We start from the raw sequence: 25,104 nt of genomic DNA, 5'->3' as shown, positions 1-25,104 counted from the left end.
TCCGATCCGATTTCCTCGGTGCTTTCCAGGTTCCCGCTTTTGTTTCGCGGTTTCCTTTCCGGCGGTTCCGACTTTATCAGAACTTTCGAGCCGGTCTGACCGGCCGCTCATTTCCGATTCATCGGGAGGTGGCTTCTTCGAAATCGACGTTCCGAGAAGCAGACAGACACTCACTGTTGCCGAACGGACAGGATCCGGTTCCAGGCAACTGTTCGAATCTACCTCCCCGCTTGGGTCGTGTCAACGATCCCTGCGGGGCGAAGGAGAGACTAACAGCTCAGCAGGCGTGCCCGCACATCAGGCGGCCGTCGGCACAGTGGCACTGCGCTCCGCCGCCTCGACGTCGCCCGTCTCGCCGGTGCGTGCCGCACGGCCGCCCAGGACGAAGACGTATGCGAGAAAGGCCAGCTCGGCGGTTACTCCGATGCCGATGCGGGCCCAGGTGGGCAGGCCCGACGGGGTGACGAAGCCTTCGATCGCGCCGGAGACGAAGAGCACCAGGGCGAGTCCGATCGCCATGCCGATGGCCGCACGGCCTTCCTCGGCCAGGGCCGTACGTCGGGAGCGTGGGCCCGGGTCGATGACCGTCCAGCCGAGGCGCAGGCCGGTGCCGGCGGCGACGAAGACCGCGGTCAGTTCGAGCAGGCCGTGCGGGAGGACGAGGCCGAGGAAGGTGTCGAGGCGGCCGGCCGAGGACATCAGGCCGAAGCCGACACCGAGGTTGAGCATGTTCTGGAACAGGATCCAGAGCACGGGCAGGCCCAGGAAGACGCCCAGGATGAGGCACTGAGCGGCGGCCCAGGCGTTGTTCGTCCATACCTGGGCGGCGAAGGAGGCCGCGGGGTGGCTCGAGTAGTACGTCTCGTACTGGCCTCCGGGACGGGTGAGCTCGCGCAGCTCACTGGGGGCGGCGATGCTCGCCTGCACCTCGGGGTGGGTGCCGATCCACCACCCCAGGATGACGGAGACGACCGTGGACAGCAGGGCTGTGGGGACCCACCAGCGCCGGGACCGGTACACCGCGGCCGGGAAACCGTGCCCAAGGAAGCGGGTGACGTCTCTCCAGGAGGCGCGTCGCGTTCCTGTCACCGCACTACGCGCGCGTGCGACGAGTTGGCTGAGGCGTCCGGTCAACTGCGGATCGGGCGCGCTGGACTGGATCAGCGAGAGGTGGGTGGCGGTGCGCTGGTAGAGCGTGACGAGTTCGTCGGCCTCGGCACCGGTGAGGCGGCGCTGGCGTCCGAGGAGGGCGTCGAGGCGGTCCCACTCGGCCCGGTGGGCGGTGACGAAGACGTCGAGGTCCATCGGTCTGCCTGCTCCTCGGATGTTCGTCGGCGGCTCGTCGTGGGAGTCAGCTTGTCGTACTGGGGCGCGATGCGCCCTCAGCTTGGCAGACTGGCCGTTCTCAGGGCAGGCCAGGGGAAGGACGACGGGCGTGAGTGAGCTGGTGACGGGCGAGGCGGTGGCGCTTGAGTTGCGCCCCGCGAGGCTGCCCAGCAGGGCGCTTGCGATATTGCTCGACCTGGTCGTGGCCATGGCCGTCTATGTCGCCCTGACCATCGGTCTTGTCGCGGCCACGGCCTCCATGGACGACGCCGCGCAGGTCGCGGTGTCGATCGCGACCTTCGTACTGGTGCTGGTCGGCGGTCCGATCGTGGTCGAGACGCTGAGCCATGGGCGGTCGCTCGGGAAGGTGGCGTGCGGGCTGCGGGTCGTCCGGGACGACGGCGGGCCCATCCGGTTCCGGCATGCGCTGGTCCGGGGTGGGATCGGGGTGTTCGAGATCCTGATGACGTTCGGGGTCGTCGCGTGTATCGCCTCGCTCGTGTCGGCTCGTGGCCGACGGCTCGGCGACGTGTTCGCCGGGACCCTCGTCGTACGCGAACGGGTGCCCGTCGCGCGCACCGGTTTCCTGCCTCCGCCGCCGCCCTGGCTGGCCGGACGGTTCGCGGAGCTGGATCTGTCGGCTGTTCCCGACGGCTTGTGGCTTGCCGTACGTCAGTATCTGGCGCGGATGCAGCAGTTGGACCCGCAGGTCGGCTCGGCCATGGCGGAGCGGCTCGCCTCGGATCTGTCGGCGCGGACGGGGACGCCGGTTCCGCAGGGGGTTCCGGCGGCGGCCTATCTGGCGGCCGTGTTGCAGGAGCGGCAGGCGCGGGAGGTACGGCGAGCCTTCGCGAACGGTCCCGCGACGGCTGGGCCGGCACCGGTTGTCCCGGCGGTGGGCGGGCAGCCGGCCCCTGCCATGCCTCGCTCGGAGACGCCGACCTCCGTCTCGGAGATGGGGACTTCCACCCCGGAGAAGCCGGCCCCCGGATTTTCCCTGACGCCGACTTCCGAAGTCGCCGAGTCGCCGACGCCAAGAGCCGCAGCGCCCAGCGGCCCAGTCCCCGCGGCGCCCGGCGCTCCAGTCCCCGCGCCGCCTGACGCGCCCGGGACCGACCGATCCGCCACCGAGAACTCCAGCCAGACAACCGGCTTCGTGCCGCCGGCCTGACCAGGACGCCCGGTCCGCCTCCGCCGCCCTTCGCCCCGCTCAGTCGAAAACGGAGGGCGGCGAAGCGAGGTCCTCCAACTCGATGCCGGGTGCCGCGAGTACGACGTCGCCGGCGATGTGGACCGTGTGCCGCTCGCCCGTGTCCAGGGCTGTGACCTGGTATTCGTCCACGGTCAGAGGGCCGTTGTCAGTGGCGTGTGTTTCGCTGTTCACCAGAGCCCAGGACTGGTCCAAGGTGCGCGGGGCGAGGACGGGGTCGGTGAAGCGGACGAGACGTACGCGGGTTGCCGCGGCGGAGGGGGTGAGGCGCAGGAGACGGCTGATGGCGATGAGGAACGCGGGGGAAGTGCCGGTGAAGGCGTGGGCTCGGACATTGCCTTCGGTGGCCTCGACGCCGGCGGGGTCCGTGCGGACCCAGGTGACGCCGTCCAGGGCGGCGCCGCGCACCCGCCAGCCCGCGGCGTGGAGTTCGAGTCGGATGGGGCGGCCGAGTTCGTCGAGGGCGAGGTCGACGGAGCCGCTGTGCTCGCCCGACGGGGCGATGAGCTGGGAGACGTAGCGCCAGCCGGAAGGGCCGGGGGCGCACTGGAAGTGCTCTTCCGCGAGGGGGGTGTGATCGTGCGGATCGTGGAGCGAATAACGGCCGCGGGGCATGGGGGTCCTGGGTCTTGACGGGCCGGCCCGGCGGACGGGCCACGGGGCCGAAGGGGCAGGCCCCCGACACGGGGGTGCGGGGGCCTGCCTCGGAGGAACTGCCTGCGGGGAGTGCGTCAGCGCACCGACGCGCTCCTCGGTAGCGGTAGTGGTCCGATCAGTAGCGGTAGTGGTCCGACTTGTACGGGCCCTCGACCTTGACGCCGATGTACGCGGCCTGCTCGGGGCGGAGCGTCGTCAGCTTCACACCGAGCGAGTCCAGGTGGAGGCGGGCGACCTTCTCGTCCAGGTGCTTGGGCAGCGTGTACACACCGGTCGGGTACTCGGACTGCTTGGTGAACAGCTCGATCTGGGCCAGCGTCTGGTCCGCGAACGAGTTGGACATCACGAAGGACGGGTGGCCGGTGGCGTTGCCCAGGTTCAGCAGGCGGCCCTCGGACAGCACGATGATCACCTTGCCGTCGGGGAACGTCCAGGTGTGGACCTGCGGCTTGACCTCGTCCTTGACGATGCCGGGGACCTTGGCGAGGCCGGCCATGTCGATCTCGTTGTCGAAGTGACCGATGTTGCCGACGATCGCCTGGTGCTTCATCTTGGCCATGTCCGAGGCCATGATGATGTCCTTGTTGCCCGTCGTGGTGACGAAGATGTCGGCCTTGTCGATCACCTCGTCGAGCGTGGTGACCTGGTAGCCGTCCATCGCCGCCTGCAGGGCGCAGATCGGGTCGATCTCGGTGACGATGACGCGGGCGCCCTGTCCGCGCAGGGACTCCGCGCATCCCTTGCCCACGTCGCCGTAGCCGCAGACGACCGCGGTCTTGCCGCCGATGAGGACGTCGGTGGCGCGGTTGATGCCGTCGATCAGGGAGTGGCGGCAGCCGTACTTGTTGTCGAACTTCGACTTGGTGACGGCGTCGTTCACGTTGATCGCCGGGAACAGGAGGGTGCCGTCGCGCTGCATCTCGTACAGGCGGTGGACGCCGGTCGTGGTCTCCTCGGTCACGCCGCGGATCTCGGAGGCCAGCTGGGTCCATTTCTGCGAGCCGTCCGTGATGGTGCGGTGCAGGAGTTCGAGGATGACGCGGTGCTCGTCGGACTCGGCGGTGTCGACGGAGGGGACCTTGCCGTCCTTCTCGTACTCGACGCCCTTGTGGACGAGGAGGGTGGCGTCACCGCCGTCGTCGAGGATCATGTTCGGGCCGCCGGTGGGGCTGTTCGGCCAGGTCAGCGCCTGCTCCGTGCACCACCAGTACTCCTCCAGAGTCTCGCCCTTCCAGGCGAAGACCGGGACGCCCTGGGGGTTCTCCGGGGTGCCGTTCGGGCCGACGGCGATGGCGGCGGCCGCGTGGTCCTGGGTGGAGAAGATGTTGCAGGACGCCCAGCGGACCTCGGCGCCGAGGGCGACCAGGGTCTCGATGAGGACGGCGGTCTGCACGGTCATGTGCAGGGAACCGGTGACGCGGGCGCCGGCCAGCGGCTGCGTCTCGGCGTACTCCTTGCGGATCGCCATCAGGCCGGGCATCTCGTGCTCGGCGAGGGTGATCTCCTTGCGGCCGAAGTCGGCCAGGGAGAGGTCGGCGACCTTGAAGTCCTGTCGGTTGTCGACAGTCGTCATTGCGAGCTGCTCCTCGGGGTTGGGTCGAGGTCGGGTACGGCTGTTCTGCGCGGCGGCGGACACAGGGGTGCCCGAAGAGGGCACAGGTGCCCACGTGCGCGCAGCGCAGTCCGTCGGAGGCCCTCTCTCCCTCGGTCGGTCCGCGGTGGGACCGCCCGACCGCCATCAGCAGCGACGTCTGGCTCTGTTCCAAGCTACACCGGCCGACCCGACCGGCCCCAGTCCGCCTTCGAACACATCGCGCCGATCGTGGTGTGCGTCGTGATGTGCCGCGGCCGACATGTCGGGCGGCGGAACGCGGTCACAGCGCTTGCGCACAGGTCGTTCACAGACAGCCGCTATCCTCCCCGCCGCGGAAGGGCCGCACGGGGAGGACGGGACATGGCGGGCAGAGGGCGGGGACTGGGGTTGTCGGCGCTCGTGGTGGGGGTGTTGGGCCTGGTGCTGGCCGTCGGCGCTCTCGTGTACGTGCGCGGGGCCTACGGCACGGGCACCGTGCCCGGTCAGGTCATGGCGCCGACGTACCGGCCGGGTGACCGGATCGTGTGGGAGCGGGTGGACGGGAGTGAGGTGCGGCGTGGTGATGTCGTGGTGTTCTCGGCGCCGGACCGCTATCCCGGGGGCGGGGTCCACATGCAGCGTGTGATCGGCGTGGGCGGCGACCGCGTGGCCTGCTGCACGCGCGTGGGCTCCGAGGAGCGGGTCACCGTGAACGGGAAGCCGATCAAGGAGCCTTACGTCAGTGACGGCGACGCCGACGGCCTGCACCGCAGCTACGACGTGAAGGTGCCCCGGGGCCGGCTGTTCCTGCTGGGCGACCACCGCGCCGACTCGGTCGACTCGCGGTTCTTCGCCACGGACCACGGCGGGACGATCCCCGTGGACGCCGTGCGGGGCAGGGTGACGGACGACCACGCGGTCGCACTGCTGCTGGGCGCGGCCGTGCTTCTGGGCGGGGTGCTGTTCCTCACGGGCGTCGGGCTGGGGATCGGCTTTCTGGTGGTACGGCGACGCAAGGCGCCCGCGGTTCCGCCGGCACCGTGGCCCGTGCGGCCGACGCAGGTCTGAGCGCCGTAACCGACTGTCGCCCGGCCCCCGTCCCAGTGCTGCCCGGCCGCTGAGCGCCAGGCACTCCCCCCGTCGCGCCCGTCCGTCAGTGCCCGGCCGCGTGTGGGGTCGGGCCGCCCGGGGTCGCCTCGCGGTCCGGGCCCTTCGCGGCCTCGGCCTCGCTGTAGATGTCGGGCTCCAGGTAGATCACGCGCGCGATGGGGACGGCCGCGCGGATGCGGGCCTCGGCGGCGTTGATCGCGGCGGCGACCTCGACGGCCGTGTCGTCGTGCTGGACGGCGATCTTGGCGGCGATGAGCAGTTCCTCGGGGCCGAGGTGCAGCGTGCGCATGTGGATGATGCCGGTGACCGTGTCGCCGTCGACGATCGCGGCCTCGATCTTCTTGACTTCCTCGACGCCCGCGGCCTCGCCGAGCAGCAGCGACTTGGTCTCGACGGCGAGGACGAGGGCGATCAGGACGAGCAGGACGCCGATGCAGACCGTGCCGACGCCGTCCCAGACGCCGTCTCCGGTGAGCAGGGCCAGGCCGACGCCGCCGAGGGCGAGGACGAGGCCGATGAGCGCGCCGAAGTCCTCCAGGAGGACGACGGGCAGCTCGGGGGCCTTGGCGCGGCGGATGAACTGCGACCAGGAGAGCCTGCCCCGCAGTTCGTTCGACTCCTTGATGGCCGTCCGGAACGAGAAGCCCTCGGCGATGATCGCGAAGACCAGGACGCCGACCGGCCAGTACCAGTGCTCGACCTCGTGCGGGTGGCTGATCTTCTCGTAGCCCTCGTAGATGGCGAACATGCCGCCGACCGAGAAGAGGACGATGGAGACCAGGAAGGCGTAGATGTACCGCTCGCGGCCGTAGCCGAAGGGGTGCTGCGGGGTCGCCTCGCGCTGGGCCTTCTTGCCGCCGAGCAGGAGCAGGAACTGGTTGCCGGAGTCGGCGAGCGAGTGGACGCCCTCGGCGAGCATCGACGACGAGCCACTGAACGCGAACGCAACGAACTTCGATGCCGCGATCGCGAGGTTGGCTCCGAGTGCCGCCACGATCGCCCTGGTGCCGCCTGACGCGCTCATGTGTCCGCGTTGTCCCTTCGCCTTCGTACGTCCGCCGTCCAGGCCTTTGCCCGTGCTTTGCCGGTGGGCCATTCTTGCAGCCCGGTCCGGCGACGGCTCGTCAGGTATCCACAACTCCGGTCATACGATCACAAGACCCGGGGTCATGCGACGACGGTGGCCCGGAACACCGTGCCCACGCCGGTCACCTCGGCCTTCTCGCCCGCGGGCACGAAGACCGACTGGCCGGGCCGCAGTTCGTGCTCGCCGGCCCGCACCGAACCGGCCGTGCACAGCAGGATCTGCGGGGTCTCGCGAGTGAGGTCGTGCGCGCCGGTGCCCTCCGGGAGGACGTACCGGGACAGCCGGAACTCGTCGATGGGGGTCTCGTAGACCTCCTCGCCGTCCGGGGAGGCCTCGGGGCGCAGGACGCCCGGGTCGCTCGCCTCGAAGCGGACGATGCGCAGGAGTTCGGGTACGTCGACGTGCTTGGGGGTCAGGCCGCAGCGCAGGACGTTGTCGGAGTTGGCCATGATCTCGACGCCGAGGCCGTTCAGGTACGCGTGCGGGATGCCCGCGCCGAGGAAGAGGGCCTCGCCGGGCTGCAGGCGGACGTGGTTGAGGAGCATCGCGGCGATGACGCCCGGGTCGCCCGGGTAGTGGTGGGCGATGTCCGCGTAGGGGGCGTACTCGCCGCCCACGCGCGTGCAGGCGGAGGCGGCCGCGGCGACCGTGTGCCGCATCTCCTCGGGGTCGGCGGTGAGGATCGCCGTGAGGACCTCACGCAGGGCCGCTTCCTCGGGGTGGGCGTGCAGCAGGTCGACGTACGGCTTGAGGGAGTCGACGCCGAGGCCCGCCAGCAGGTCGGCGGCCTGGACCGGGTCGCGGAAGCCGCACAGGCCGTCGAACTCGGTGAGCGCGCAGATCAGTTCGGGCTTGTGGTTGGCGTCCTTGTAGTTGCGGTGGGGCGCGTCGACCGGGATTCCGCGGCGCTCCTCGTCCTCGTAACCCTCCTTCGCCTGGGCCAGGTCGGGGTGCACCTGGAGGGAGAGCGGGGCGCCGGCGGCGAGGATCTTGAGGAGGAACGGCAGGCGGGGGCCGAACTTGGCGACGGCCGCGGGGCCGAGCTCGCGCTCCGGGTCGGCGTCGACGACCTCGACGAGGGTGCCGCGTCCGGTGCGCGAGGGGGCGCCGGGGTGGGCGCCCATCCACATCTCCGCCTGCGGTTCACCGGTCGGTTCGACGCCGAGCAGGTGCGGGATCGCGGTGGTCGAACCCCAGGCGTAGGGGCGGATGGTGTTGTCGAGCCGGTCCATGCTGTGTCTTCGTCTCCGTACGTACGCCGGTTCAGTGGGCGCTGGTTGCGTGGGTCAACGTCAGGCTCCCGAGGCGAGCGCCAGGTAAACGGCGGCGAAATCCGTGATGGCGATCAGCTCGGCGAGGGTCGCCAGCTCGTCGCCCTCCTCCGGCTCCAGTTCGCTGATCGGCGTGTCGTGGCTCAGGGCCAGGTCACGGGCGGCGGGGGCCGCGGTGAGGCCGCCTATCGGGCGGTCGCGCAGGAGCACCACGCGCGCGTGCAGCGCGGGAGGCTCCTCGACGCGGTCGCGGAAGAAGTCGTCCGGGTCGGCACTGGCGGCGAGGGGGCCCGCGAGCAGGGCGCTGTGCGCGGCGAGGGCCTCGGGGAGTTCGGCGACGACGGCCGGGCGGCCGGAGAGTTCGGCCAGCGCGGCGGCGAAGCGGCGGCCTGCCGGGCCCGCGGAGACGCCCTCCGTCCACACCACCGGCAGCGCGTCGGCGAGTTCGGCCGCGAGGGTCTTGGCGGGGTTGCTGTAGGTCGCGATGGCGGGCCCGCAGCGCTCGGCGACGTGGTCGAGGCGGTCGGCGACCTTCTCGACGGCGTCCGGCGGGGCGGTGAGCAGGCCGATGCGGTCGAGCACCACGAGCAGGGGTGTCAGCAGCGCCCACAGGACGCCGGGGGCGGACGCGGCGAGCTGTTCCTCGTCCTGCTCGTACGGGGCGGTCGCCATCGGTACGAACAGGCCGTGCGCGCCTTCCACGGCCTCCGTGAGAGGCGTGCGGGCGGGGGCGACGGCGACGACCGTGCAGCCGCGGCGGTAGGCGGAGTCCGCGAGCAGCGACAGGCCCGGTTCGGTGCCGTCGGGGGTGGTGATCAGGAGCAGGTCGACCGAGCCGGCCCAGCCCGGGAGCTCCCAGCGCAGGGCGCCTGCGGCGGGGGCGACGCCGGTGGGGGCGAGGCGGATGACGGGGCTGCCGGGGCCGGCCAGCGTGCCGAGGAGGTCGGCGGCGCAGATGGCGGCGGCGCCGGGGCCGGCGATGAGGACGGCGCGGGGGCGGCCGTCGGGCTTGAGGTCGTGCACGCCTGCTTCGGCGGCGTGGCGGGCCGCCGTGCGGACGCGGGCGCCGGCCTCGGCGGCGCCGCGCAGCAGGCCGCGGCGGTCGGCCTCCGAGAGGGCCTCGGGGGTGTCGAGCAGCGATTCGTCGAGCATGGGCGGCAGCCTCCGATCGCCGGGTTTCCTGGGTGCCTCGTCGGGCTGGTACGGATGCCTCGTCGGGGCGGCGGGGTGGGGTGCCGTTGGCGACGGGGCGGGCGCGGGCCTTGTGCGGGTCGCCGGCCTTGCGCGAGGTGCGGGCGCTGGGCGGGGCGGGTCGGCTCCGCGCGGGCCGGGGTCGTACGCGGGGCGGCGGGCCTTATGCGGGGCGGCGGGCCTCGTCGACGAGCAGGACCGGGATGCCGTCGCGGACGGGGTACGCCAGGCCGCAGTCCGCGCCGGTGCAGATCAGCTCGGTGTCCTGCTCCTTGAGGGGGGCGTGGCAGGCCGGGCAGGCCAGGATCTCCAGGAGGCCGGCTTCGAGCGGCATGGGGTGTCCCTTCGGGGCGGGGCGTGTACGCGCGCGTGCGGGTACGTGTGCGGATGTGCCTGGTCAGGGTACCGCCGTGGGGGGCGGGGTGCCGGGGTTGGGGCGAGGTGGGGTGGGGCGGGCGTGGAAGGGGGTTCGCCCCCGCCGCCCTTACCCGTCCCATCCCCAGGGGCTTCGCCCCTTCGACCCCACCAGGGGGCTCCGCCCCCTGGACCCCCGTCGGCCTGAACGGCCTCGTCCTCAAACGCCGGACGGGCTGAACGATGCCGGCCGGCGTCGAGAAGGCCCCGCCCCCCGATCCACCCCGCTCACGCCCTGATGATCGTCAAGACCTCGTCCCGTACCTTCGTCATCGTCGCCTCGTCCCTCGCCTCCGTGTTCAGGCGGAGCAGGGGCTCCGTGTTGGAGGGGCGGACGTTGAACCACCAGTCGGTGGCGGCGACCGTGAGGCCGTCGAGGTCGTCCAGGGTTACGTCCTCGCGGTCGCCGTAGGCCGATCTGATCGCGGCCAGGCGGGCGGTCTGGTCGGCGACCGTGGAGTTGATCTCGCCGGAGCCGACGTAGCGGTCGTACTCGGCGGTCAGGGCGGAGAGCGGGCCGGTCTGGCCGCCCAGGGCCGCGAGGACGTGCAGGGCCGCCAGCATGCCCGTGTCGGCGTTCCAGAAGTCCTTGAAGTAATAGTGGGCCGAGTGCTCGCCGCCGAAGATCGCGCCGGACTTCGCCATCTCGGCCTTGATGAAGGAGTGGCCGACCCGGGTACGGACCGGGGTGCCGCCGTGCTCCTTCACGACCTCCGGGACCGTCCAGGAGGTGATCAGGTTGTGGATGATCACGCCCTTGCCGCCGTTGCGCGCCAGCTCGCGCGCGGCCACCAGGGCGGTGATCGCGGACGGGGAGACCGGGTCGCCGTTCTCGTCCACCACGAAGCAGCGGTCCGCGTCGCCATCGAAGGCGAGGCCCAGGTCGGCGGACTCCTCGCGGACCCGCTTCTGCAGGTCCACGATGTTCGCCGGGTCCAGCGGGTTCGCCTCGTGGTTCGGGAACGTGCCGTCCAGCTCGAAGTACATCGGCACGAGGGTCAGGGGCAGGCCCTCGAACACCGTGGGGACGGTGTGGCCGCCCATGCCGTTGCCCGCGTCGACCACGACCTTCAGGGGGCGGATGGAGGTCAGGTCCACGAGCGAGCGGAGATGGGCCGCGTAGTCCGACAACGTCTCCCGCGAGGTGAGGGTTCCCGGCTCCGCGACCGGTTCCGGAGCGCCCGACTCCAGCCACTGCTCGGCGAGTTCGCGGATCTGCGCCAGGCCGGTGTCCTGGCCGACCGGCGCCGCGCCCGCCCGGCACATCTTGATGCCGTTGTACTGCGCCGGGTTGTGCGAGGCCGTGAACATCGCGCCCGGCAGGTCCAGCGCGCCGGAGGCGTAGTACAGCTGGTCGGTCGAGCACAGGCCGATCTCGGTCACGTCGGCGCCCTGGGCCGCCGCCCCGCGCGCGAAGGCACGCGACAGGGCGGGCGAGGAGGGCCGCATGTCGTGGCCGGTCACGATCGCGTCCGCGCCGGTGACCCGCACGAAGGCCGCGCCGAAGAGCTCGGCCAGCGGCTCGTCCCACTGGTCCGGAACCACTCCGCGCACGTCGTACGCCTTCACGATCTGCGACAGATCAGCCACGGCCAACCCTCCTGAAGTCCTATCGGTCGCCCCAAACTACCCGTACCGGATGAGCGCGCGCCGGGCGGACTCCAACTGGACCCCGAGCCGTAACCTCAGGTCAGAGCGGGGTGAGAAGATCCCGGGTCAACACACCTAGGGCAGCATCCAGTCCAGCACCGGGGAGCTCTGGCCCACGACGATCAGGCACATCACCAGGAGCAGGCCCAGGCTCCACGGCAGCACCTTGCGCAGCAGGTCCCCCTCGCGGCCCGCGAGTCCGACGGCCGCGCAGGCGATGGTGAGATTCTGCGGCGAGATCATCTTGCCGAGGACACCGCCCGAGCTGTTGGCGGCGGCCAGGAGCTCCGGCGAGAGCCCCGACTCACGGGCCGCGGTCACCTGCAGGGCCCCGAAGAGCGCGTTGGCCGAGGTGTCCGAGCCGGAGACGGCCACCCCGAACCAACCCAGGACGGGCGACAGGAACGCCAGCCCGGCGCCCGCGGCCGCCACGAAGTGGCCGATCGTCGCCGCCTGTCCGGAGAGGTTCATGACGTAGGCGAGGGCCAGCACGGACGTCACGGTCAGGATGGCGAACCGCAGCTCGTGCACGGTCGCGAGCCATTCCTTGACCGCCACGCGCGCGTGCACGCCGAGCACGACGGCCGTGCACATCCCGGCGATCAGCACGAGCGTGCCGCCGGTCGACACGACCGGCCAGGTGAAGACGTTCCCTCCGACGGGCTTCCCGTCGGGCCCCGCGACGTCCAGTAAGGGCCAGTCGTACGTCTGCGTCGCCTTCGCCAGCCAGTCCTTGACGGCCGGGATCTGCGCGATCGAGAAGATCACGACGATGAGGGCGTACGGGGCGTAGGCGCGCAGGACTTCGCGGCGCGGGTCGGCCTCGTCGAGCTCCTCGCTGCGCACGCCGGTCAGCACGGACGCGCGTACCGACTCGGTCGCGGGCACACGCGCGTGCGGAACGGCGACCAGGGCGCCCGCGCCCGCCAAGGACGCGGCGATGTCGGCGAGTTGCGCGGAGACGTAGTTGGAGGCGGCGAACTGGGCGACGGCGAAGGCGACTCCGCACACCAGGGCGGGCACCCAGGTCTCGCGCAGTCCGCGCCGGCCGTCCACCAGGCCGACCAGGAGCAGCGGCACCACCAGGGCGAGCAGCGGTGTCTGACGGCCCACCACGGAGGCCACGTCGTCCAGCGGCAGCCCCGTCACCTGGGCGAGCGTCACCACCGGCGTACCCATCGCGCCGAAGGCGACCGGGGCGGTGTTGGCGACCAGGGAGACGACGGCCGCCTTCACGGGGTCGAAACCGAGGGCGACGAGCATGACCGAGCAGATCGCGACCGGCGCGCCGAAGCCGGCGAGGGCCTCCAGGAGCGCGCCGAAGCAGAAGGCGACCACGAGAGCCTGGATGCGCGGGTCGTCGGAAAGGCGCCCGAAGGAGCGGCGCAGGATGTCGAAGTGCCGGGTGCGGACGGTCATCCGGTACACCCACAGGGCGTTGACGACGATCCACAGGATGGGGAAGAGCCCGAACACGGCCCCCTGGACGGCGCTGGAGGCCGTCTGGCCGAGCGGCATGCCGTACGCGAGCCAGGCGACCAGTACGGCCGCCAGAAGGCCCGTCAGGCCCGCGAGATGGGCTTTGAGGCGGACGCCCCCGAGCAGGACCAGGACGATCACCAGAGGCAGCGCGGCGACGAGGGCGGACAGGCCGAGCGAGTCGGCGACGGGTTCCAGTTGCTGGACGTACACGGGCGCCTCCCCGGATTCCGGCATGCGGAAAGCGATTTCCCGCCGGTTACGGAATGGTCGTGTCCGCGACAAGGGCGCGTCAATGGGTGTGCGTCACCGGGTGGAACGAGGGGAGCGACCAACGGGGAGGCGGGCGGCCTCAGTTGTCCGGCGAGCGCAGCACCCGCAGATGACCCCGCCGCGCGACCTCCATCGGGTCCGCCGCGCGCGCCCCGCCACCGCCGGCCCCGGCCGCGCGCTCCTGCGGGCGGGCCGCCTCGCGCACCGCGTTGGCAAGCGCTTCCAGGTCGTCGCCGCTGGGGCGGGCCGGAGCGGAGCCGTCGAGGAGCCGGACGACCTCCCAGCCGCGCGGGGCGGTGAGGCGCTCGGAGTGCTCGGCGCACAGGTCGTAGCAGTGGGGTTCGGCGTAGGTGGCGAGCGGGCCGAGGACCGCGGTCGAGTCGGCGTAGACGTACGTCAGCGTCGCGACGGCGGGGCGGCCGCAAGCGGTGCGCGAACAGCGACGTACAGGGCTCACGACGTTGGACGGTACCGCACTCTTGAGCGGGCCGCGACGACTCTCCCCCAGGTCACTCCACCGTGTCGTGCTGTGAATCACCCCACACACCTCTCCCGACCCATCTCTCTGACCTGCACGGACGTGCGTTCACAGGGCATCCGCAGGCCCCGCGCCCGATCAACAGTCCGTACAAACACCGTCATTTGCCTCGACGTCGGCGGTCTCGGAGAGATACGGAAACGAGCCCAACCTTGGCTGGAATGGTCATCCTGCGACATGCCGATCCGGGCGGCCGGACGGTGTCCGGAGTGCCGCGTGGGGCCGGGCGGCAGGTCCCGGCGGGGACTACGCTTCACCAGTGATGGACAACCCCGTACCGCCCCGTGCCGCCGGCCCCGGGCCCCGCCGCCGCGACCGCCATGGCCGGGGCATGCGCGGCCCGATCGCGCCGCCCCAGGTGCCGCTCGCCGCGAGCCGCGCCGACGCGTTCGCGGATCTGGTGCAGGACTCCGTGGAGCGCCTGGAGCGGCGCTGGCCGCAGCTCGCCGACATCGATTTCCTCGTCCTGGAGGTGCCGCGCCTGGACGGCCCGGGCCAGGCGTGGAACGACGAGGCGGTCCCGCTGGGCGGCACGATTCCCTCCCGCGAGGGACGCCGGGCCCGCGTCGTCGTCTACCGGCGGCCGGTGGAGATCCGCACCAAGGGACGCGACGAGCGCGCGGCGCTGGTGCACGAGGTCGTCGTCGAGCAGGTCGCCGAGATCCTGGGCCTGACCCCGGAGACGGTGGACCCGCGCTACGGCGAGGACTGAACCCGCCGCCCCGCCCCCGCTCCTGCTACTTCTGCAGCACGGACAGGTCCTGGTCCGCCTGCGGTACGGCCACCATCCCCCGGTCGTCCGGAAGCGTCTGGACGGTGAAGCCCGGGACGCCCTCCTCCGTCGCCGCGAGCGTACGGGCCGCGTAGACCGGGCCGCCGGAGAGCGGCTCCACCGTCAGGGCGTAGGTGCCCTTGAGGCCGCTGGGGACCGGGGCGTCGATGTCCTGGGTGGTGCCCGCCTTGATCGTGTACGTCTTCGAGACCGCCGTACCGCCCTCGCTGCCCGCCGACGCGGTGACCTTCACCCGGGCGGTGCGGGTCGGGGCGGCCAGCGAGAGGGTGGAGCCCTTGCCGCTGTTGTCGGCGGACGTCGCGCGCGTGCCGACCGGGCTGGTGGCCGGGATGAACGCCGTCTCCTGCTTGGCGCCCTTGCCGCGCACGACCCGCAGCGCGGCCACGACCGGCACCGAGTCGTCGGTGGGTGTGAGGACCAGGGAACCCGCCTCCCCGCGCGTGACCGCGCCGAGGTCGACCGCGGTCGTCATGCCGGCCTTCACGTGCAGCGTCTCGTTCCCGGCGGGCGTGATCAGCCCGGACGGGGAGGCGAGCCGCACCTTCAGGTCGGCGTCCGCGTCGCCCGGCGTGAAGGCGATCAGCCGTACCGAGGTGGCGTCCTTGGGGATGCCGGGCAGTACGAGGCTGCCCTGCGGGTCGGTGGAGGCGGCCAGCCAGTCGCCGCCCGCCTTGTCGTCCAGGGCTTGCACGGCGGCGCCCACGCGCCCGCTGCGCACGTTCACGTGCACGGTGAGGTCGGTCTGCTTCTCGTCGGTGAGCGTGGACAACAGGACCGGGTCACTGGAGTGCGGCGCGACCGTGATGCCCTCCCCCACGTCGGACGCGATGGCGCCGTCCTTGCCGTAGAGCTCGATGTCGACGACGGCCGCGGAGTCGTCGGGGTTGGTCAGGTGCACGTAGTCGGTGCGGCCGCTGTCCGTGCTGGCGCCCGGGAACCAGAACTCCGTGTCCGGCGCGGTGCAGTTGACGCCCTGCAGGCCACGACCGGTGCCGGCCGCGACCTCGGTGGTCTCCTGCACCGACCAGCCGGGCGCGAACTTGCCCTCGGCGGTGCCGACCAGCGCGGGCGTCTCGGAACCGGAGGCGTCCCCGGTGACCGGCGTGCCGGGCTCCTTGGGCGTGAGGACCGGCTTGGTGGCGGTCTTCTTGCCCTTGCTCTTCTTGTCCTTGGCGTCCTTGCCGCCGGTGTCGTCACCGGTCGTGTCGTCCGACTGCGCGGTGGCGGCCTGGAGTTCGGCCTTGCCGTCGCTTCCCGTGCCCTTGGTGACGGGCGTGAAGGACGTGTACGACGTCTCCGCGAGGTCGGAGGTGCTCGGCTGGGGGCACAGCAGCGTGGTGCGCTCCACGGGCAGTTCGGCGGCCGCCCTGGCGGTGTCCGCGCCGGAGGCGCCCGGCGCGGTGAGCGAGGCGACCCCGGTGATGGCGGCGAGCGCGGCCGTGCCGGCGATCAGGGACAGGGTGGTGCGGTTCACTGCTGACTCCCGTCGGGGCGCTCAGGGGCGTGCGGGTGCTGCTGCGCCGGGTCGTACGCGGGGTCGTAACCCTGCTGCTGGTACGACGGGTCGTACGCGCCTTGGTCGTACGTCCCCTGGGCCGTGCCGCCGTAGGCGTAAGGGTCGTACTGGCCGCCCTGGTACGGGTCCGCCTGGTACGTCTGGTCGTACGCGCCCGCCGGGTACTGCTGCTGGGCGCCCTGGTACTGGTTGCCGTACGCGTCGTACTGAGCACCTGCGTAACTCGCCTGATCCCACTCGCCGTACGCCTGCTGCTGCGGGACCGCGACGGGGGTCTCCTCCGGCGGAGGGGCCGGGAACTCCTCGCTCTGGTCGGTCTCCTCGGCCTCCGCCTGGGCGCGCAGGCGGCGGGCGCGGCGGCCCTCGCCGGCCACGGCCTGGGCGGGGACGGACGGCTCCTCGGGGAGGTCGTCGTCGACGTCGCGGCGGCGGCCCGGCAGCGCCAGGACGACGAGGACCAGGGCGAGGAAGCCCTGCGCCCACAGCCAGGCGGTGTGGGTGATCGGGTCGTCGAAGGTGACGTCCAGCTTCCCGCCGGAGGCGGGGAGTTCGAAGCCCTGGGCCCAGCCGTCGACCGTGGTGCGGGTCAGCGGCCTGCCGTCCAGGGTGGCCGTCCAGCCCTCGGCGGCGGTGTCGGCCAGGCGCAGGACGCGGCCGTCGGCGCCGGCGGGAACGGTCGTGTGGATCTCGACCGGGCCGGCGGCGACCGGCTGGGCGGTGCCCGAGCCGGACGCGCTGACGATGGTGGCGCGCGCGACCTCCTGGTCGACCCGCCACAGCGCGCTGCCGCCCTGCTGGCTGAGCCGGCTCAGGCCGGGCGTGGCGTCCAGCACGCGCGTGACCTCGCGGGGCGCGCCCTTGTGGACGAGGACGTAGCGCACCGCGAACTTGCCGAGCTGGTCGGCCTGGTCGGCGCCGGATCCTGCGACCAGGTTGGCGACGACCTTGTCGAGCTTGGCGTTCTCCCCGTCGGCCGCGGCGGTCTCGGCGTCGCCGAGGCGGGCGCCGGAGCCGCGGACCAGGGTGTAGCCGACGCGGGCCGTGGAGTCGCTGTCCAGGACGAGGGTGCGCGCCTGGTCGCGGCTGCCGCTCTCCTCGGCGACGAACGCGGGCACCTGGGTGGGGTCGCGCCGCTCCACCGGGCCGTCGGCACCGCGGGCCATCCAGCCGACGGCGATCACCAGCGGGCCGAGGACGGAGGCGAGGGCGATCAGCGCGGCCACCGGCTGCCGCCAGCCGAAGCTCTGCTCGGCCACACGCGCGCGTGCGCCGTCGGCGCCGAGAGCGGCGGCGGACAGAAGGGCGATGCCGTAGACGAGGGTGGCGGGTCCGGCCCACGTCGAGCCGTTGGACAGGACCGCGAAGACCAGGCCCACCAGGGCGATCGCCCAGGCCGTCCGGATTCCGGACTGACGCTCCGAGCGCAGCAGGGCGGCCAGCGCCGCCAGCACGATGCCGATCAGCGTCAGTCCGCTCACCGTGCCCGGGCCGCCGGGGCTCGCGCCGAGCAGATCGAGCGCCGAGGCGGCCGAGGAGCCGTACTCCAGGCCGGCCTGCTGGAAGAAGCCGAACGGGAGCAGCGTCAGCGACCAGGGCGCGAGGACCAGCAGGGGCGTGCCGAGCTGGGCCAGGAAGCGCAGGCCGTGCGCGGTGATCTCGGAGCGGCGCAGCGCGAGCACCGCGATGCCGAGGACCAGCGCGATCGGCCACACGATCGGCGTGAACGCGGTCGTGATGGTCAGCAGCAGCGCGTACGCCCAGGTGGCGCGCCAACTGCCGGGTCCCCCGGAGCTGTTCGCGAGGCCGCTCGCGGCGATGCCCGCGCGGGCGATCAGCGGCAGCAGCACGGCCAGTACGGCGGTGCCGATGCGGCCGCCGGCGAGGGCGCCGGTGGCGGCGGGCAGGAAGGCGTAGACGACGGCCGCCCAGGCGCGCAGCAGGCGCGACTCGACGAGCGGGCGGGAGGCGAAGTAGGCGGTGAAGCCGGCCAGCGGCACCGAGCACACCAGCAGGACGGTGACGGCGAGCCCGGTCGAACCGAACAGCACGGAGGCCAGCATCGCCACGATCGCGAGGTACGGCGGCGCGGCCGGGGTGCCGCCGGCGCCGACCGCGTGCCAGGAGTCGAGGTAGCGCGACCACAGCTCACTGGAGTCGGCCGGGGCGGGCAGCAGGGAGCCGCCCGCGAGCGCGCCGCCGCCGAGCAGGTCGCGGCAGGCGACCAGGGAGACGAACAGCAGCACCAGGAAGAGCATCGGGCCGGGCTTGCGGGCGATGCGCTTGAGGCGCGCGAACTGCTCGATCTCCAGGAAGTCGGCGTCGTCCCCGCCGGGCCCGGACTCGACCGCGCCGCCGTGCCGTCCGGCACCGGAGGCGGACTCGGAGTCGTCGCCGCCGAAGAAGTTGCCCGCGACCTGCTCGACGGTGGCCCGAACGGTCGCGCCGGGCGGCGGGAACAGCGCGCGCAGCTCGCCCTTGTCGATCTGCGGCACCCCGCGCCTGCGGCGGCCCGCGATGATCCGCTCGGGCCGCAGCAGTGTGCCCAGCAGGCCGCGGATCTCGTCGACGGCCTGTCCGGGGACCTTGCCGACGAGATAGGCGACCGTGCGCAGCAGTGTGCCGAGCACCAGGCGCAGCAGCACCCAGGGCAGTGCGGCCGTGCGCATGTTGACCAGGAGGGTGTAGACGGCGCCCGCCTTGTCGACCATGTGCGGGGAGGCGGCGCTGCGGCCCACGCAGTCGACGGTGCGGCGCTCGCGGGAGGCGGCCTCAGCGTGCCGTACGACCGCCTCGGGGGCGATCAGGACGCGGTGGCCGGCGGCGGTGGCACGCCAGCACAGGTCGACGTCGTCCCGCATCAGGGGCAGCCGCTTGTCGAAGCCGCCGAGCTGCTCGAAGACGTCGCGCCGGATCAGCATGCCGGCGGTGGACACCGACAGCACCGAGCGCACGTGGTCGTGCTGGCCCTGGTCCTGCTCGCGGCGGTCCAGGCCGGTCCAGCGGCGGCCGGAGTTGGCGATGGTGACACCGACCTCCAGCAACTGCCGCCGGTCGTACCAGCCGCGCAGCTTGGGTCCTACGACGGCCACGTCGTCGCGGCCCAGCTCCAACTCGTTCTCCACGACGCGCAGCAACTGGGCCAGGGCGTCGGGTTCGGGGGCGCAGTCGTCGTGCAGCAGCCACAGCCACTGGACCGGTTCGCCGTGCGGGAGCTCCGGCATGTCGTACGCGTCGTCGCGCCACGTGCGCGTGACCGGGTCCCAGCCGCTGGGGCGCTTCAGGTACGGCAGCTCGTCCGGGCTCAGCAGGGGCGCGGTCCGGGCCGCCTCCTCGACGGCCTGGCCGAAGCCGGTGCGCCGGGCGAGGTGCAGTACGCGGTCGGCGCCGAGGGCCTCGGTGACCAGCTGGGCGGAGGAGTCCGCGCTGCCGGTGTCGGCGGCCATGGCGTACTGAACGGGGCGCTCCTGGCCGAGCAGCCCGGCGAGCGCGTCGGGCAGCCAGCGGGCGCCGTCGTGGGAGACGACGACCGCGGTCACCACGTGACGCGGGAACTCTGGTGTGGCAGCCGGGTCTTGATGGGCTGCCGTGTGGCTGTGCACGGACATCGAGGTACGGGCCCCGGTTCGATGGACTGCGGTGGACGTCTGTGCCGCCTGGGGGCAGCGAGGCGTCTCGGACGAGCGACCACACTATCGGCTGGGCATGACGGCGGCCCGCCGCCTGTGGATAACCCACACGCGACGGGCCGTTCGAAGAGTTCCCGGGTGTATGTGTCCTCGGCGTGTCCTCAGACCGCGGCCTTCTTCAGACCGCGGCCTTCTTCAGCCTGCGCCGTTCCCGTTCGGACAGGCCGCCCCAGATGCCGAAGCGTTCGTCGTTGGCGAGGGCGTACTCGAGGCACTCGGAGCGGACTTCACAGGCGAGGCAGACCTTCTTCGCCTCGCGGGTGGAACCGCCCTTCTCGGGGAAGAAGGACTCGGGGTCGGTCTGGGCGCACAGCGCGCGCTCCTGCCAGCCGAGTTCCTCGTCCGCGTCGTCGACCAGCAGTTGCTGCACCAGCTCGGTCATGTGCGCCCCTCGTCTGTCTTTCGCGTCCCCGTGATGTAGCCGTTACCGATTCCGGCTGAACGACACGAGTGAAATTACAAGTGTGCTGCTCCGGGCGAGTCAAGCCGAGATCTGCTATTGGGCCCCTTATTCACTCTGCGGAACCAAGGCCTAGCGGAAAGTGTTCAAATCGGCATAAACCTTGACACGCAGACGGGGCCCTGAGGGCCTTCCAGCCCCGCGCAGAGCCTGTAGTGGGAAGGACGCCCAGACGTTCGATCCCGTTCCACAGGAGGCCTGTGCGCCCGGTTGTGCGCCATGTGTCCCGGTCGGCCTGTGAACAAACCTTTCACCTCCGCTATGTACCGGATGAGGTGAAACCCGTCCCACATACCGGGTGTCGAGTTGACAGTGGAGGTGTGAGCCGCTGTCCTTGTGGGCATGCTCGCGAACTCGGCACTCACCTCGACCCGCACCGCCGGGTCCCACGGTGCTGCCCGCGCTCGCTGTAGCTGTTGCTGTTGCAGCTGTTGAGCCACGCCCGCTCCAGCTGACGACCGAGTCCTCCGCGACTCGGTCTCCGCTTTCCCGCTCTTCTTCTCCGCAGACCCGTTCCCTCTGACCTTCTTCACTGAGGAACCACCGCACTCCATGAACAGCGACAGCGACCTCCAGATCGCCGGCGACATCCTCGAAGTCCCGCACCTGCTCCAGCCGCCGCGCGAGCACCCCGCCACCGTGGCCGAGTTCGTGGGCCTGGCCCGCTCCATCGCCGCGGACCGCTCCCAGTGGGAGCACCTCGTGCGGTACGACGCGACGACACGCTGGTACCACCGGCTGCGCACCGGCCCCGGCTACGAGGTGTGGCTGCTGTCCTGGGTGCCCGGGCAGGGCAGCGGGTTGCACGACCACGGCCGCTCCTCCGGGGTGCTGACCCTCCTGGAGGGCACGCTGACCGAGCGGACCGAGCGGGGCACGCGCGCGTTGGGCGAGGGCGCGCAGCGGGTCTTCGCGCCGGGATACGTCCACGAGGTCGTCAACGACGCCTTGGAACCGGCCGTCAGCCTGCACGTCTACTACCCCGGCCTGACCGAGATGCCCATGCACACGACATGCACGGCGGCCCCCGCCACCCACGACGAGGTGGACGCCGTAACCGCATGACGCGTTGTCCGACCCTCCTGCAAGACTGGCTTCCATGCGAATCGTGGTTCTGGCAGGCGGCATCGGTGGTGCCAGGTTCCTGCGTGGTCTGAAGCAGGCCGCGCCGGACGCGGACGTCACCGTCATCGGCAACACCGGGGACGACATCCACCTCTTCGGACTGAAGGTCTGCCCGGACCTCGACACGGTGATGTACACGCTCGGCGGCGGCATCAACGAGGAGCAGGGCTGGGGCCGGGCCGACGAGACCTTCCATCTCAAGGAGGAGCTCGCCGCGTACGGCGTGGGGCCGGAGTGGTTCGGGCTGGGCGACCGGGACTTCGCCACGCACATCGTGCGTACGCAGATGATCGGCGCGGGGTATCCGCTCAGCGCGGTGACCGAGGCGCTGTGCGACCGGTGGAAGCCGGGGGTGCGGCTGATCCCGATGACCGACGACCGGGTCGAGACGCATGTGGCCGTCGAGGTCGACGGCGAGCGCAAGGCGGTGCACTTCCAGGAGTACTGGGTACGGCTGCGGGCGTCCGTGCCGGCCCACGCGGTCGTGCCGGTCGGGGCCGAGCAGGCCAAGCCGGCGCCGGGGGTACTGGAGGCCATCGCGGAGGCGGACGTCGTCCTCTTCCCGCCGTCGAACCCGGTCGTGTCCGTCGGGACGATCCTCGCGGTGCCGGGCATCCGGGAGGCGATCGCCGAGGCGGGCGTGCCGGTCGTCGGCCTCTCCCCCATCGTCGGGGACGCGCCCGTGCGCGGGATGGCCGACAAGGTGCTGGCCGCGGTGGGCGTGGAGTCGACGGCCGCGGCGGTCGCCGAGCACTACGGCTCGGGGCTGCTGGACGGCTGGCTCGTCGACACCGTGGACGCGGGCGCCGTGGAGCGGGTCGAGGCGGCCGGGATCCGGTGCCTGGCGGTGCCGCTGATGATGACCGACCTGGACGCGACCGCGCAGATGGCACGCGAGGCGCTGGCGCTGGCGGAGGAGGTGCGGGCGGTTTGAGCGGGATGTCTGCCGACGGCACCGAGGCGTCCCCCGGCGCTGGTGTGAGGGCTGTGGCTGCCGAGGGCGCCGGGGGTGTGGCTGGCGGGGGTGCGGGCGGTGTGTTCGCCGACAGGGCAGAGGGCGGGGCCGACGGTGGTGCGGGGGCCGGGTCCGACGGTGGTGCGGGTGGCGTGTTCGCCGATGGGGCAGAAGGCGGGTCCGACGGCGGTGCGGGAGCCGGATCCGACGGCGGTGTGAGGGCTGTGGCTGCCGAGGGCGCCGGAGCTATGTCTGGCGACGGTGCGGGCGGTGTGTTCGCCGATGGGGCCGAGGGCGGGGCCGGCGGTGGTGTGGGTGGGGTGCCTGTGGGTGGTTACGTGGTGTGGGCCGTTCGTGGGCTGCCTGAGGTGCAGCGGGGGGACGAGCTTGCCAAGTTGATCGCTGCCGCCGAGCCGGGGCTGGTCGACGGGGACGTGCTGCTCGTCACCTCGAAGATCGTGTCCAAGGCGGAGGGCAGGGTCGTCGCGGCCGACGACCGCGAAGCGGCGATCGACGCCGAGACCGTGCGGGTCGTGGCGCGGCGCGGGACGCTGCGGATCGTCGAGAACCGGCAGGGGCTCATCATGGCCGCGGCCGGGGTCGACGCCTCCAACACCCCCGCCGGCACCGTGCTGTTGCTGCCCGAGGACCCCGACGCCTCCGCACGCGCGATCCGGGACGGACTGCGTGACGCCCTCGGCGTCGACGTCGGCGTCGTCGTCACCGACACCTTCGGGCGGCCCTGGCGCGCGGGGCTCACGGACGTCGCGATCGGCGCCGCCGGTGTGCGGGTGCTGGACGATCTTCGCGGGGGCACGGACGCGTACGGCAATCCGCTCAGCGCGACGGTCGTGGCGACGGCCGACGAACTGGCCGCCGCCGGTGACCTGGTCAAGGGCAAGGCGGCCGGGCGGCCCGTCGCCGTCGTACGCGGGCTGCCGCATGTGGTGGCCGAGGACGACGGGGAGGGGGCGCGGGCGATGGTGCGCGGTGCGCGCGACGACATGTTCCGGCTGGGCACGTCCGAGGCGGTACGGGAGGCGGTGGCCCAGCGTCGTACGGTACGGGCCTTCACCGACGAACCCGTCGACCCCTCGGCGGTGCGGCGGGCGGTGGCGCTGGCGGTCACCGCGCCGGCACCGCACCACACCACGCCGTGGCGGTTCGTGCTGCTGGAGTCGGAGGAGTCGCGGGGGCGGCTGCTGGACGCCATGCGGGACGCGTGGATCGCGGACCTGCGGCGGGACGGGAAGTCCGAGGAGTCCATCGCGAAGCGGGTGCGGCGCGGGGACGTACTGCGGAACGCGCCGTATCTGGTGGTGCCCTGTCTCGTGATGGACGGGTCGCACACGTACGGGGACGCGCGGCGGGACGGGGCCGAGCGGGAGATGTTCGTGGTCGCGGCGGGGGCCGGCGTGCAGAACTTCCTGGTCGCGCTGGCCGGGGAGCGGCTGGGGTCGGCCTGGGTGTCGTCGACGATGTTCTGCCGGGACGTCGTACGGGAGGTGCTGGGGCTGCCGGAGGGGTGGGATCCGATCGGGGCGGTGGCGGTCGGGCATCCGGCGGAGGAGCCGAGGCCGCGGGCGGAGCGGGGTGCGGAGGCGTTCATCGAGGTGCGATGAACGCGTAGTCTCTGGCTGGCCTCTCAGGGCATTCCCGACGGCTAGCTTCTCAGGACACTCCTGATGGCCAGCCTCTCAGGACATTCCCGATGGCCAGCCTCTCAGGACATTCCGTACGGCTAGCCTCTCAGGACACTCCCGACGCCTCTAGGAACTCATCCGTGGCAGGACGATTCGCTCCCCGGTCCACTCGTACGACCGTGCGCGGTGGGCATGTCGTCGTGCCGCCGGGGATACCTCGGCAGGCTGCCGCGCCGGGGCGGGTAAGGACGGTCGTACCGAAGGGGCCGCTCGATCTCGGGCTGGTGCTGGGGCCGCTGCGGCGAGGGCCCGGCGATCCGACGTTCCGGGCCATGCCCGACGGGTCCGTGTGGCGGGCGAGTCTCACGCCAGGTGGGCCGGGGACCTTGCGGGTGTCGGTGAGCGGGGGTGCCGTGCGCGGGGAGGCGTGGGGGCCCGGGGCCGAGTGGCTGCTGGAACAGTTGCCGGAGCTGCTGGGCGGGGCGGACGATCCGGCGGCGTTCGTGCCGCGACATCGGATCGTGGCCATGGCCCGGCATCGGCGGCCGGGGTTGCGGCTGACGCGGACCGGGCTGGTGCTGGAGTCGTTGATTCCGTCGGTGCTGGAGCAGAAGGTGACGACCGACGAGGCGTATCGGGCCTGGCGGTTGCTGGTACGGAAGTACGGGGAGCCGGCGCCGGGGCCTGCGGCGGGCGGGCGGTTGTGGGTGATGCCGGGGCCCCGGACGTGGGCGTTGATCCCGTCGTGGGAGTGGCATCGGGCCGGGGTGGACAACAAGCGGGCGTCGACGATCCTGCGGGCGGTGCGGGTGGCGCGGCGGCTGGAGGAGGCCGTGGGGATGGCGCCGGAGGCGGCGCAGGCTCGGCTGGAGGTCGTGCCGGGGATCGGGCCGTGGACTTCGGCGGAGGTCGTGCAGCGCAGTCATGGGGCGGCGGATGCGGTGACGGTGGGGGATCTGCATCTGCCGGGGATCGTGGGGTTCGCGTTGGCCGGGGACCGGGATGCGGATGATGCCGTGATGTTGGAGCTGTTGGAGCCGTATGCGGGGCAGCGGCATCGGGCGGCTCGGTTGATTCTGCTGAGTGGGAGGACGCCGGCGAGGCGGGCTCCGCGGATGCCGCGAGGGGATATCGGCCGGTTGTGACG

The 25,104-nt window shown here is 72.2% G+C and carries 20 protein-coding genes; 7 read left to right on the top strand and 13 right to left on the bottom strand.

What is annotated here, in order from left to right:
- Positions 1-297: 297 nt before the first annotated feature.
- Complete coding sequence (locus tag MQP27_RS16345) at positions 298-1,305, bottom strand: stage II sporulation protein M (protein ID WP_242765870.1); 1,008 nt, start codon at positions 1,303-1,305, stop codon at positions 298-300.
- A gap of 130 nt (positions 1,306-1,435) precedes the next feature.
- Between MQP27_RS16345 and MQP27_RS16340 the strand changes: the two genes are divergently transcribed.
- Positions 1,436-2,497: an RDD family protein gene (locus MQP27_RS16340; protein WP_242765869.1), complete on the top strand. Its 1,062-nt coding sequence runs from the start codon at positions 1,436-1,438 to the stop codon at positions 2,495-2,497.
- 39 nt (positions 2,498-2,536) lie between these two features.
- On the opposite strand, the gene MQP27_RS16335 is transcribed toward MQP27_RS16340, so the two are convergent.
- Both MQP27_RS16335 and ahcY read right to left on the bottom strand, forming a co-directional pair.
- A complete protein-coding gene (locus tag MQP27_RS16335) occupies positions 2,537-3,151 on the bottom strand; it encodes a hypothetical protein (RefSeq protein ID WP_242765868.1) in 615 nt (204 codons plus the stop codon).
- Positions 3,152-3,308: 157 nt separating this feature from the next.
- Positions 3,309-4,766 carry an adenosylhomocysteinase gene (gene ahcY, locus MQP27_RS16330; protein WP_242765867.1) on the bottom strand — a complete coding sequence of 486 codons (1,458 nt, stop codon included), beginning with the start codon at positions 4,764-4,766 and terminating at the stop codon, positions 3,309-3,311.
- 381 nt (positions 4,767-5,147) lie between these two features.
- On the opposite strand from ahcY, the gene lepB reads away from it, so the two are divergent.
- Positions 5,148-5,834, top strand: a complete 687-nt coding sequence (gene lepB / locus MQP27_RS16325) for a signal peptidase I (RefSeq protein WP_242765866.1) — start codon at positions 5,148-5,150, stop codon at positions 5,832-5,834.
- A gap of 85 nt (positions 5,835-5,919) precedes the next feature.
- Here lepB and MQP27_RS16320 read toward each other — a convergent pair whose 3' ends face one another.
- From MQP27_RS16320 to MQP27_RS16290, 7 genes are all read right to left on the bottom strand, one after another.
- Positions 5,920-6,900 (bottom strand): cation diffusion facilitator family transporter, encoded by a 981-nt coding sequence (locus tag MQP27_RS16320; RefSeq protein ID WP_242765865.1) that lies wholly within the window; start codon positions 6,898-6,900, stop codon positions 5,920-5,922.
- 143 nt (positions 6,901-7,043) lie between these two features.
- Positions 7,044-8,195 (bottom strand): mannose-6-phosphate isomerase, class I, encoded by a 1,152-nt coding sequence (gene manA / locus MQP27_RS16315; protein WP_242765864.1) that lies wholly within the window; start codon positions 8,193-8,195, stop codon positions 7,044-7,046.
- Between the two features lie 60 nt (positions 8,196-8,255).
- Positions 8,256-9,386, bottom strand: a complete 1,131-nt coding sequence (locus MQP27_RS16310) for an SIS domain-containing protein (protein ID WP_242765863.1) — start codon at positions 9,384-9,386, stop codon at positions 8,256-8,258.
- A 202-nt stretch (positions 9,387-9,588) separates the two neighbouring features.
- The gene (locus MQP27_RS16305) at positions 9,589-9,759 is read right to left on the bottom strand and encodes a Trm112 family protein (RefSeq protein WP_242765862.1); all 171 of its coding nucleotides are present in this window, start codon (positions 9,757-9,759) and stop codon (positions 9,589-9,591) included.
- Between the two features lie 308 nt (positions 9,760-10,067).
- Entirely contained in the window at positions 10,068-11,435 is a 1,368-nt protein-coding gene (locus tag MQP27_RS16300; RefSeq protein ID WP_242765861.1) for a phosphomannomutase/phosphoglucomutase, read from the bottom strand.
- A 129-nt stretch (positions 11,436-11,564) separates the two neighbouring features.
- Positions 11,565-13,181 carry an L-lactate permease gene (locus MQP27_RS16295; protein ID WP_242765904.1) on the bottom strand — a complete coding sequence of 539 codons (1,617 nt, stop codon included), beginning with the start codon at positions 13,179-13,181 and terminating at the stop codon, positions 11,565-11,567.
- 139 nt (positions 13,182-13,320) lie between these two features.
- On the bottom strand, positions 13,321-13,698 hold the full coding sequence (locus tag MQP27_RS16290) for a DUF3499 domain-containing protein (protein WP_062154068.1): 378 nt from the start codon (positions 13,696-13,698) through the stop codon (positions 13,321-13,323).
- A 343-nt stretch (positions 13,699-14,041) separates the two neighbouring features.
- Between MQP27_RS16290 and MQP27_RS16285 the strand changes: the two genes are divergently transcribed.
- Positions 14,042-14,491, top strand: a complete 450-nt coding sequence (locus MQP27_RS16285; protein WP_242765903.1) for a metallopeptidase family protein — start codon at positions 14,042-14,044, stop codon at positions 14,489-14,491.
- Positions 14,492-14,516: 25 nt separating this feature from the next.
- Here MQP27_RS16285 and MQP27_RS16280 read toward each other — a convergent pair whose 3' ends face one another.
- The 3 genes from MQP27_RS16280 to MQP27_RS16270 form a co-directional block, all read right to left on the bottom strand.
- Positions 14,517-16,046, bottom strand: coding sequence for a DUF5719 family protein (locus MQP27_RS16280; RefSeq protein WP_242765860.1), 1,530 nt, complete (start codon positions 16,044-16,046; stop codon positions 14,517-14,519).
- Positions 16,043-19,693, bottom strand: coding sequence for a glycosyltransferase (locus MQP27_RS16275; RefSeq protein WP_242765859.1), 3,651 nt, complete (start codon positions 19,691-19,693; stop codon positions 16,043-16,045). Before MQP27_RS16275 ends, MQP27_RS16280 begins: the two co-directional genes overlap by 4 nt.
- Before the next feature lie 199 nt (positions 19,694-19,892).
- Positions 19,893-20,156 carry a WhiB family transcriptional regulator gene (locus MQP27_RS16270; protein WP_003975777.1) on the bottom strand — a complete coding sequence of 88 codons (264 nt, stop codon included), beginning with the start codon at positions 20,154-20,156 and terminating at the stop codon, positions 19,893-19,895.
- Positions 20,157-20,786: 630 nt separating this feature from the next.
- Between MQP27_RS16270 and MQP27_RS16265 the strand changes: the two genes are divergently transcribed.
- The 4 genes from MQP27_RS16265 to MQP27_RS16250 all read left to right on the top strand — a co-directional run bounded on the left by MQP27_RS16265 (position 20,787) and on the right by MQP27_RS16250 (position 25,102).
- A complete protein-coding gene (locus tag MQP27_RS16265) occupies positions 20,787-21,299 on the top strand; it encodes a cysteine dioxygenase (RefSeq protein ID WP_242765858.1) in 513 nt (170 codons plus the stop codon).
- Positions 21,300-21,333: 34 nt separating this feature from the next.
- Complete coding sequence (gene cofD / locus MQP27_RS16260; protein WP_242765857.1) at positions 21,334-22,293, top strand: 2-phospho-L-lactate transferase; 960 nt, start codon at positions 21,334-21,336, stop codon at positions 22,291-22,293.
- Positions 22,294-22,562: 269 nt separating this feature from the next.
- Positions 22,563-23,936 carry a coenzyme F420-0:L-glutamate ligase gene (locus tag MQP27_RS16255; RefSeq protein WP_242765856.1) on the top strand — a complete coding sequence of 458 codons (1,374 nt, stop codon included), beginning with the start codon at positions 22,563-22,565 and terminating at the stop codon, positions 23,934-23,936.
- A gap of 161 nt (positions 23,937-24,097) precedes the next feature.
- Positions 24,098-25,102 carry a DNA-3-methyladenine glycosylase family protein gene (locus MQP27_RS16250; RefSeq protein WP_242765855.1) on the top strand — a complete coding sequence of 335 codons (1,005 nt, stop codon included), beginning with the start codon at positions 24,098-24,100 and terminating at the stop codon, positions 25,100-25,102.
- The last annotated feature ends 2 nt before the right edge of the window (positions 25,103-25,104 follow it).

This window comes from Streptomyces cylindrosporus (assembly GCF_022698165.1).
Taxonomy (GTDB): Bacteria; Actinomycetota; Actinomycetes; order Streptomycetales; family Streptomycetaceae; genus Streptomyces; species Streptomyces cylindrosporus.
The sequence above is the reverse complement of the archived record's forward strand: the minus strand, read 5'-3'. Positions and strand labels throughout refer to the sequence as shown.

Excerpts from the sequence above, each read along its gene's own strand:
- MQP27_RS16305 (WP_242765862.1), bottom strand. The coding sequence starts at position 9,759 with ATGCCGCTCGAAGCCGGCCTCCTGGAGATCCTGGCCTGCCCGGCCTGC.
- ahcY (WP_242765867.1), bottom strand. The coding sequence starts at position 4,766 with ATGACGACTGTCGACAACCGACAGGACTTCAAGGTCGCCGACCTCTCC.
- cofD (WP_242765857.1), top strand. The coding sequence starts at position 21,334 with ATGCGAATCGTGGTTCTGGCAGGCGGCATCGGTGGTGCCAGGTTCCTG.
- MQP27_RS16335 (WP_242765868.1), bottom strand. The coding sequence starts at position 3,151 with ATGCCCCGCGGCCGTTATTCGCTCCACGATCCGCACGATCACACCCCC.
- MQP27_RS16255 (WP_242765856.1), top strand. The coding sequence starts at position 22,563 with ATGTCTGGCGACGGTGCGGGCGGTGTGTTCGCCGATGGGGCCGAGGGC.
- MQP27_RS16265 (WP_242765858.1), top strand. The coding sequence starts at position 20,787 with ATGAACAGCGACAGCGACCTCCAGATCGCCGGCGACATCCTCGAAGTC.
- MQP27_RS16320 (WP_242765865.1), bottom strand. The coding sequence starts at position 6,900 with ATGAGCGCGTCAGGCGGCACCAGGGCGATCGTGGCGGCACTCGGAGCC.
- manA (WP_242765864.1), bottom strand. The coding sequence starts at position 8,195 with ATGGACCGGCTCGACAACACCATCCGCCCCTACGCCTGGGGTTCGACC.
- MQP27_RS16345 (WP_242765870.1), bottom strand. The coding sequence starts at position 1,305 with ATGGACCTCGACGTCTTCGTCACCGCCCACCGGGCCGAGTGGGACCGC.
- MQP27_RS16310 (WP_242765863.1), bottom strand. The coding sequence starts at position 9,386 with ATGCTCGACGAATCGCTGCTCGACACCCCCGAGGCCCTCTCGGAGGCC.
- lepB (WP_242765866.1), top strand. The coding sequence starts at position 5,148 with ATGGCGGGCAGAGGGCGGGGACTGGGGTTGTCGGCGCTCGTGGTGGGG.
- MQP27_RS16285 (WP_242765903.1), top strand. The coding sequence starts at position 14,042 with ATGGACAACCCCGTACCGCCCCGTGCCGCCGGCCCCGGGCCCCGCCGC.
- MQP27_RS16270 (WP_003975777.1), bottom strand. The coding sequence starts at position 20,156 with ATGACCGAGCTGGTGCAGCAACTGCTGGTCGACGACGCGGACGAGGAA.
- MQP27_RS16275 (WP_242765859.1), bottom strand. The coding sequence starts at position 19,693 with ATGTCCGTGCACAGCCACACGGCAGCCCATCAAGACCCGGCTGCCACA.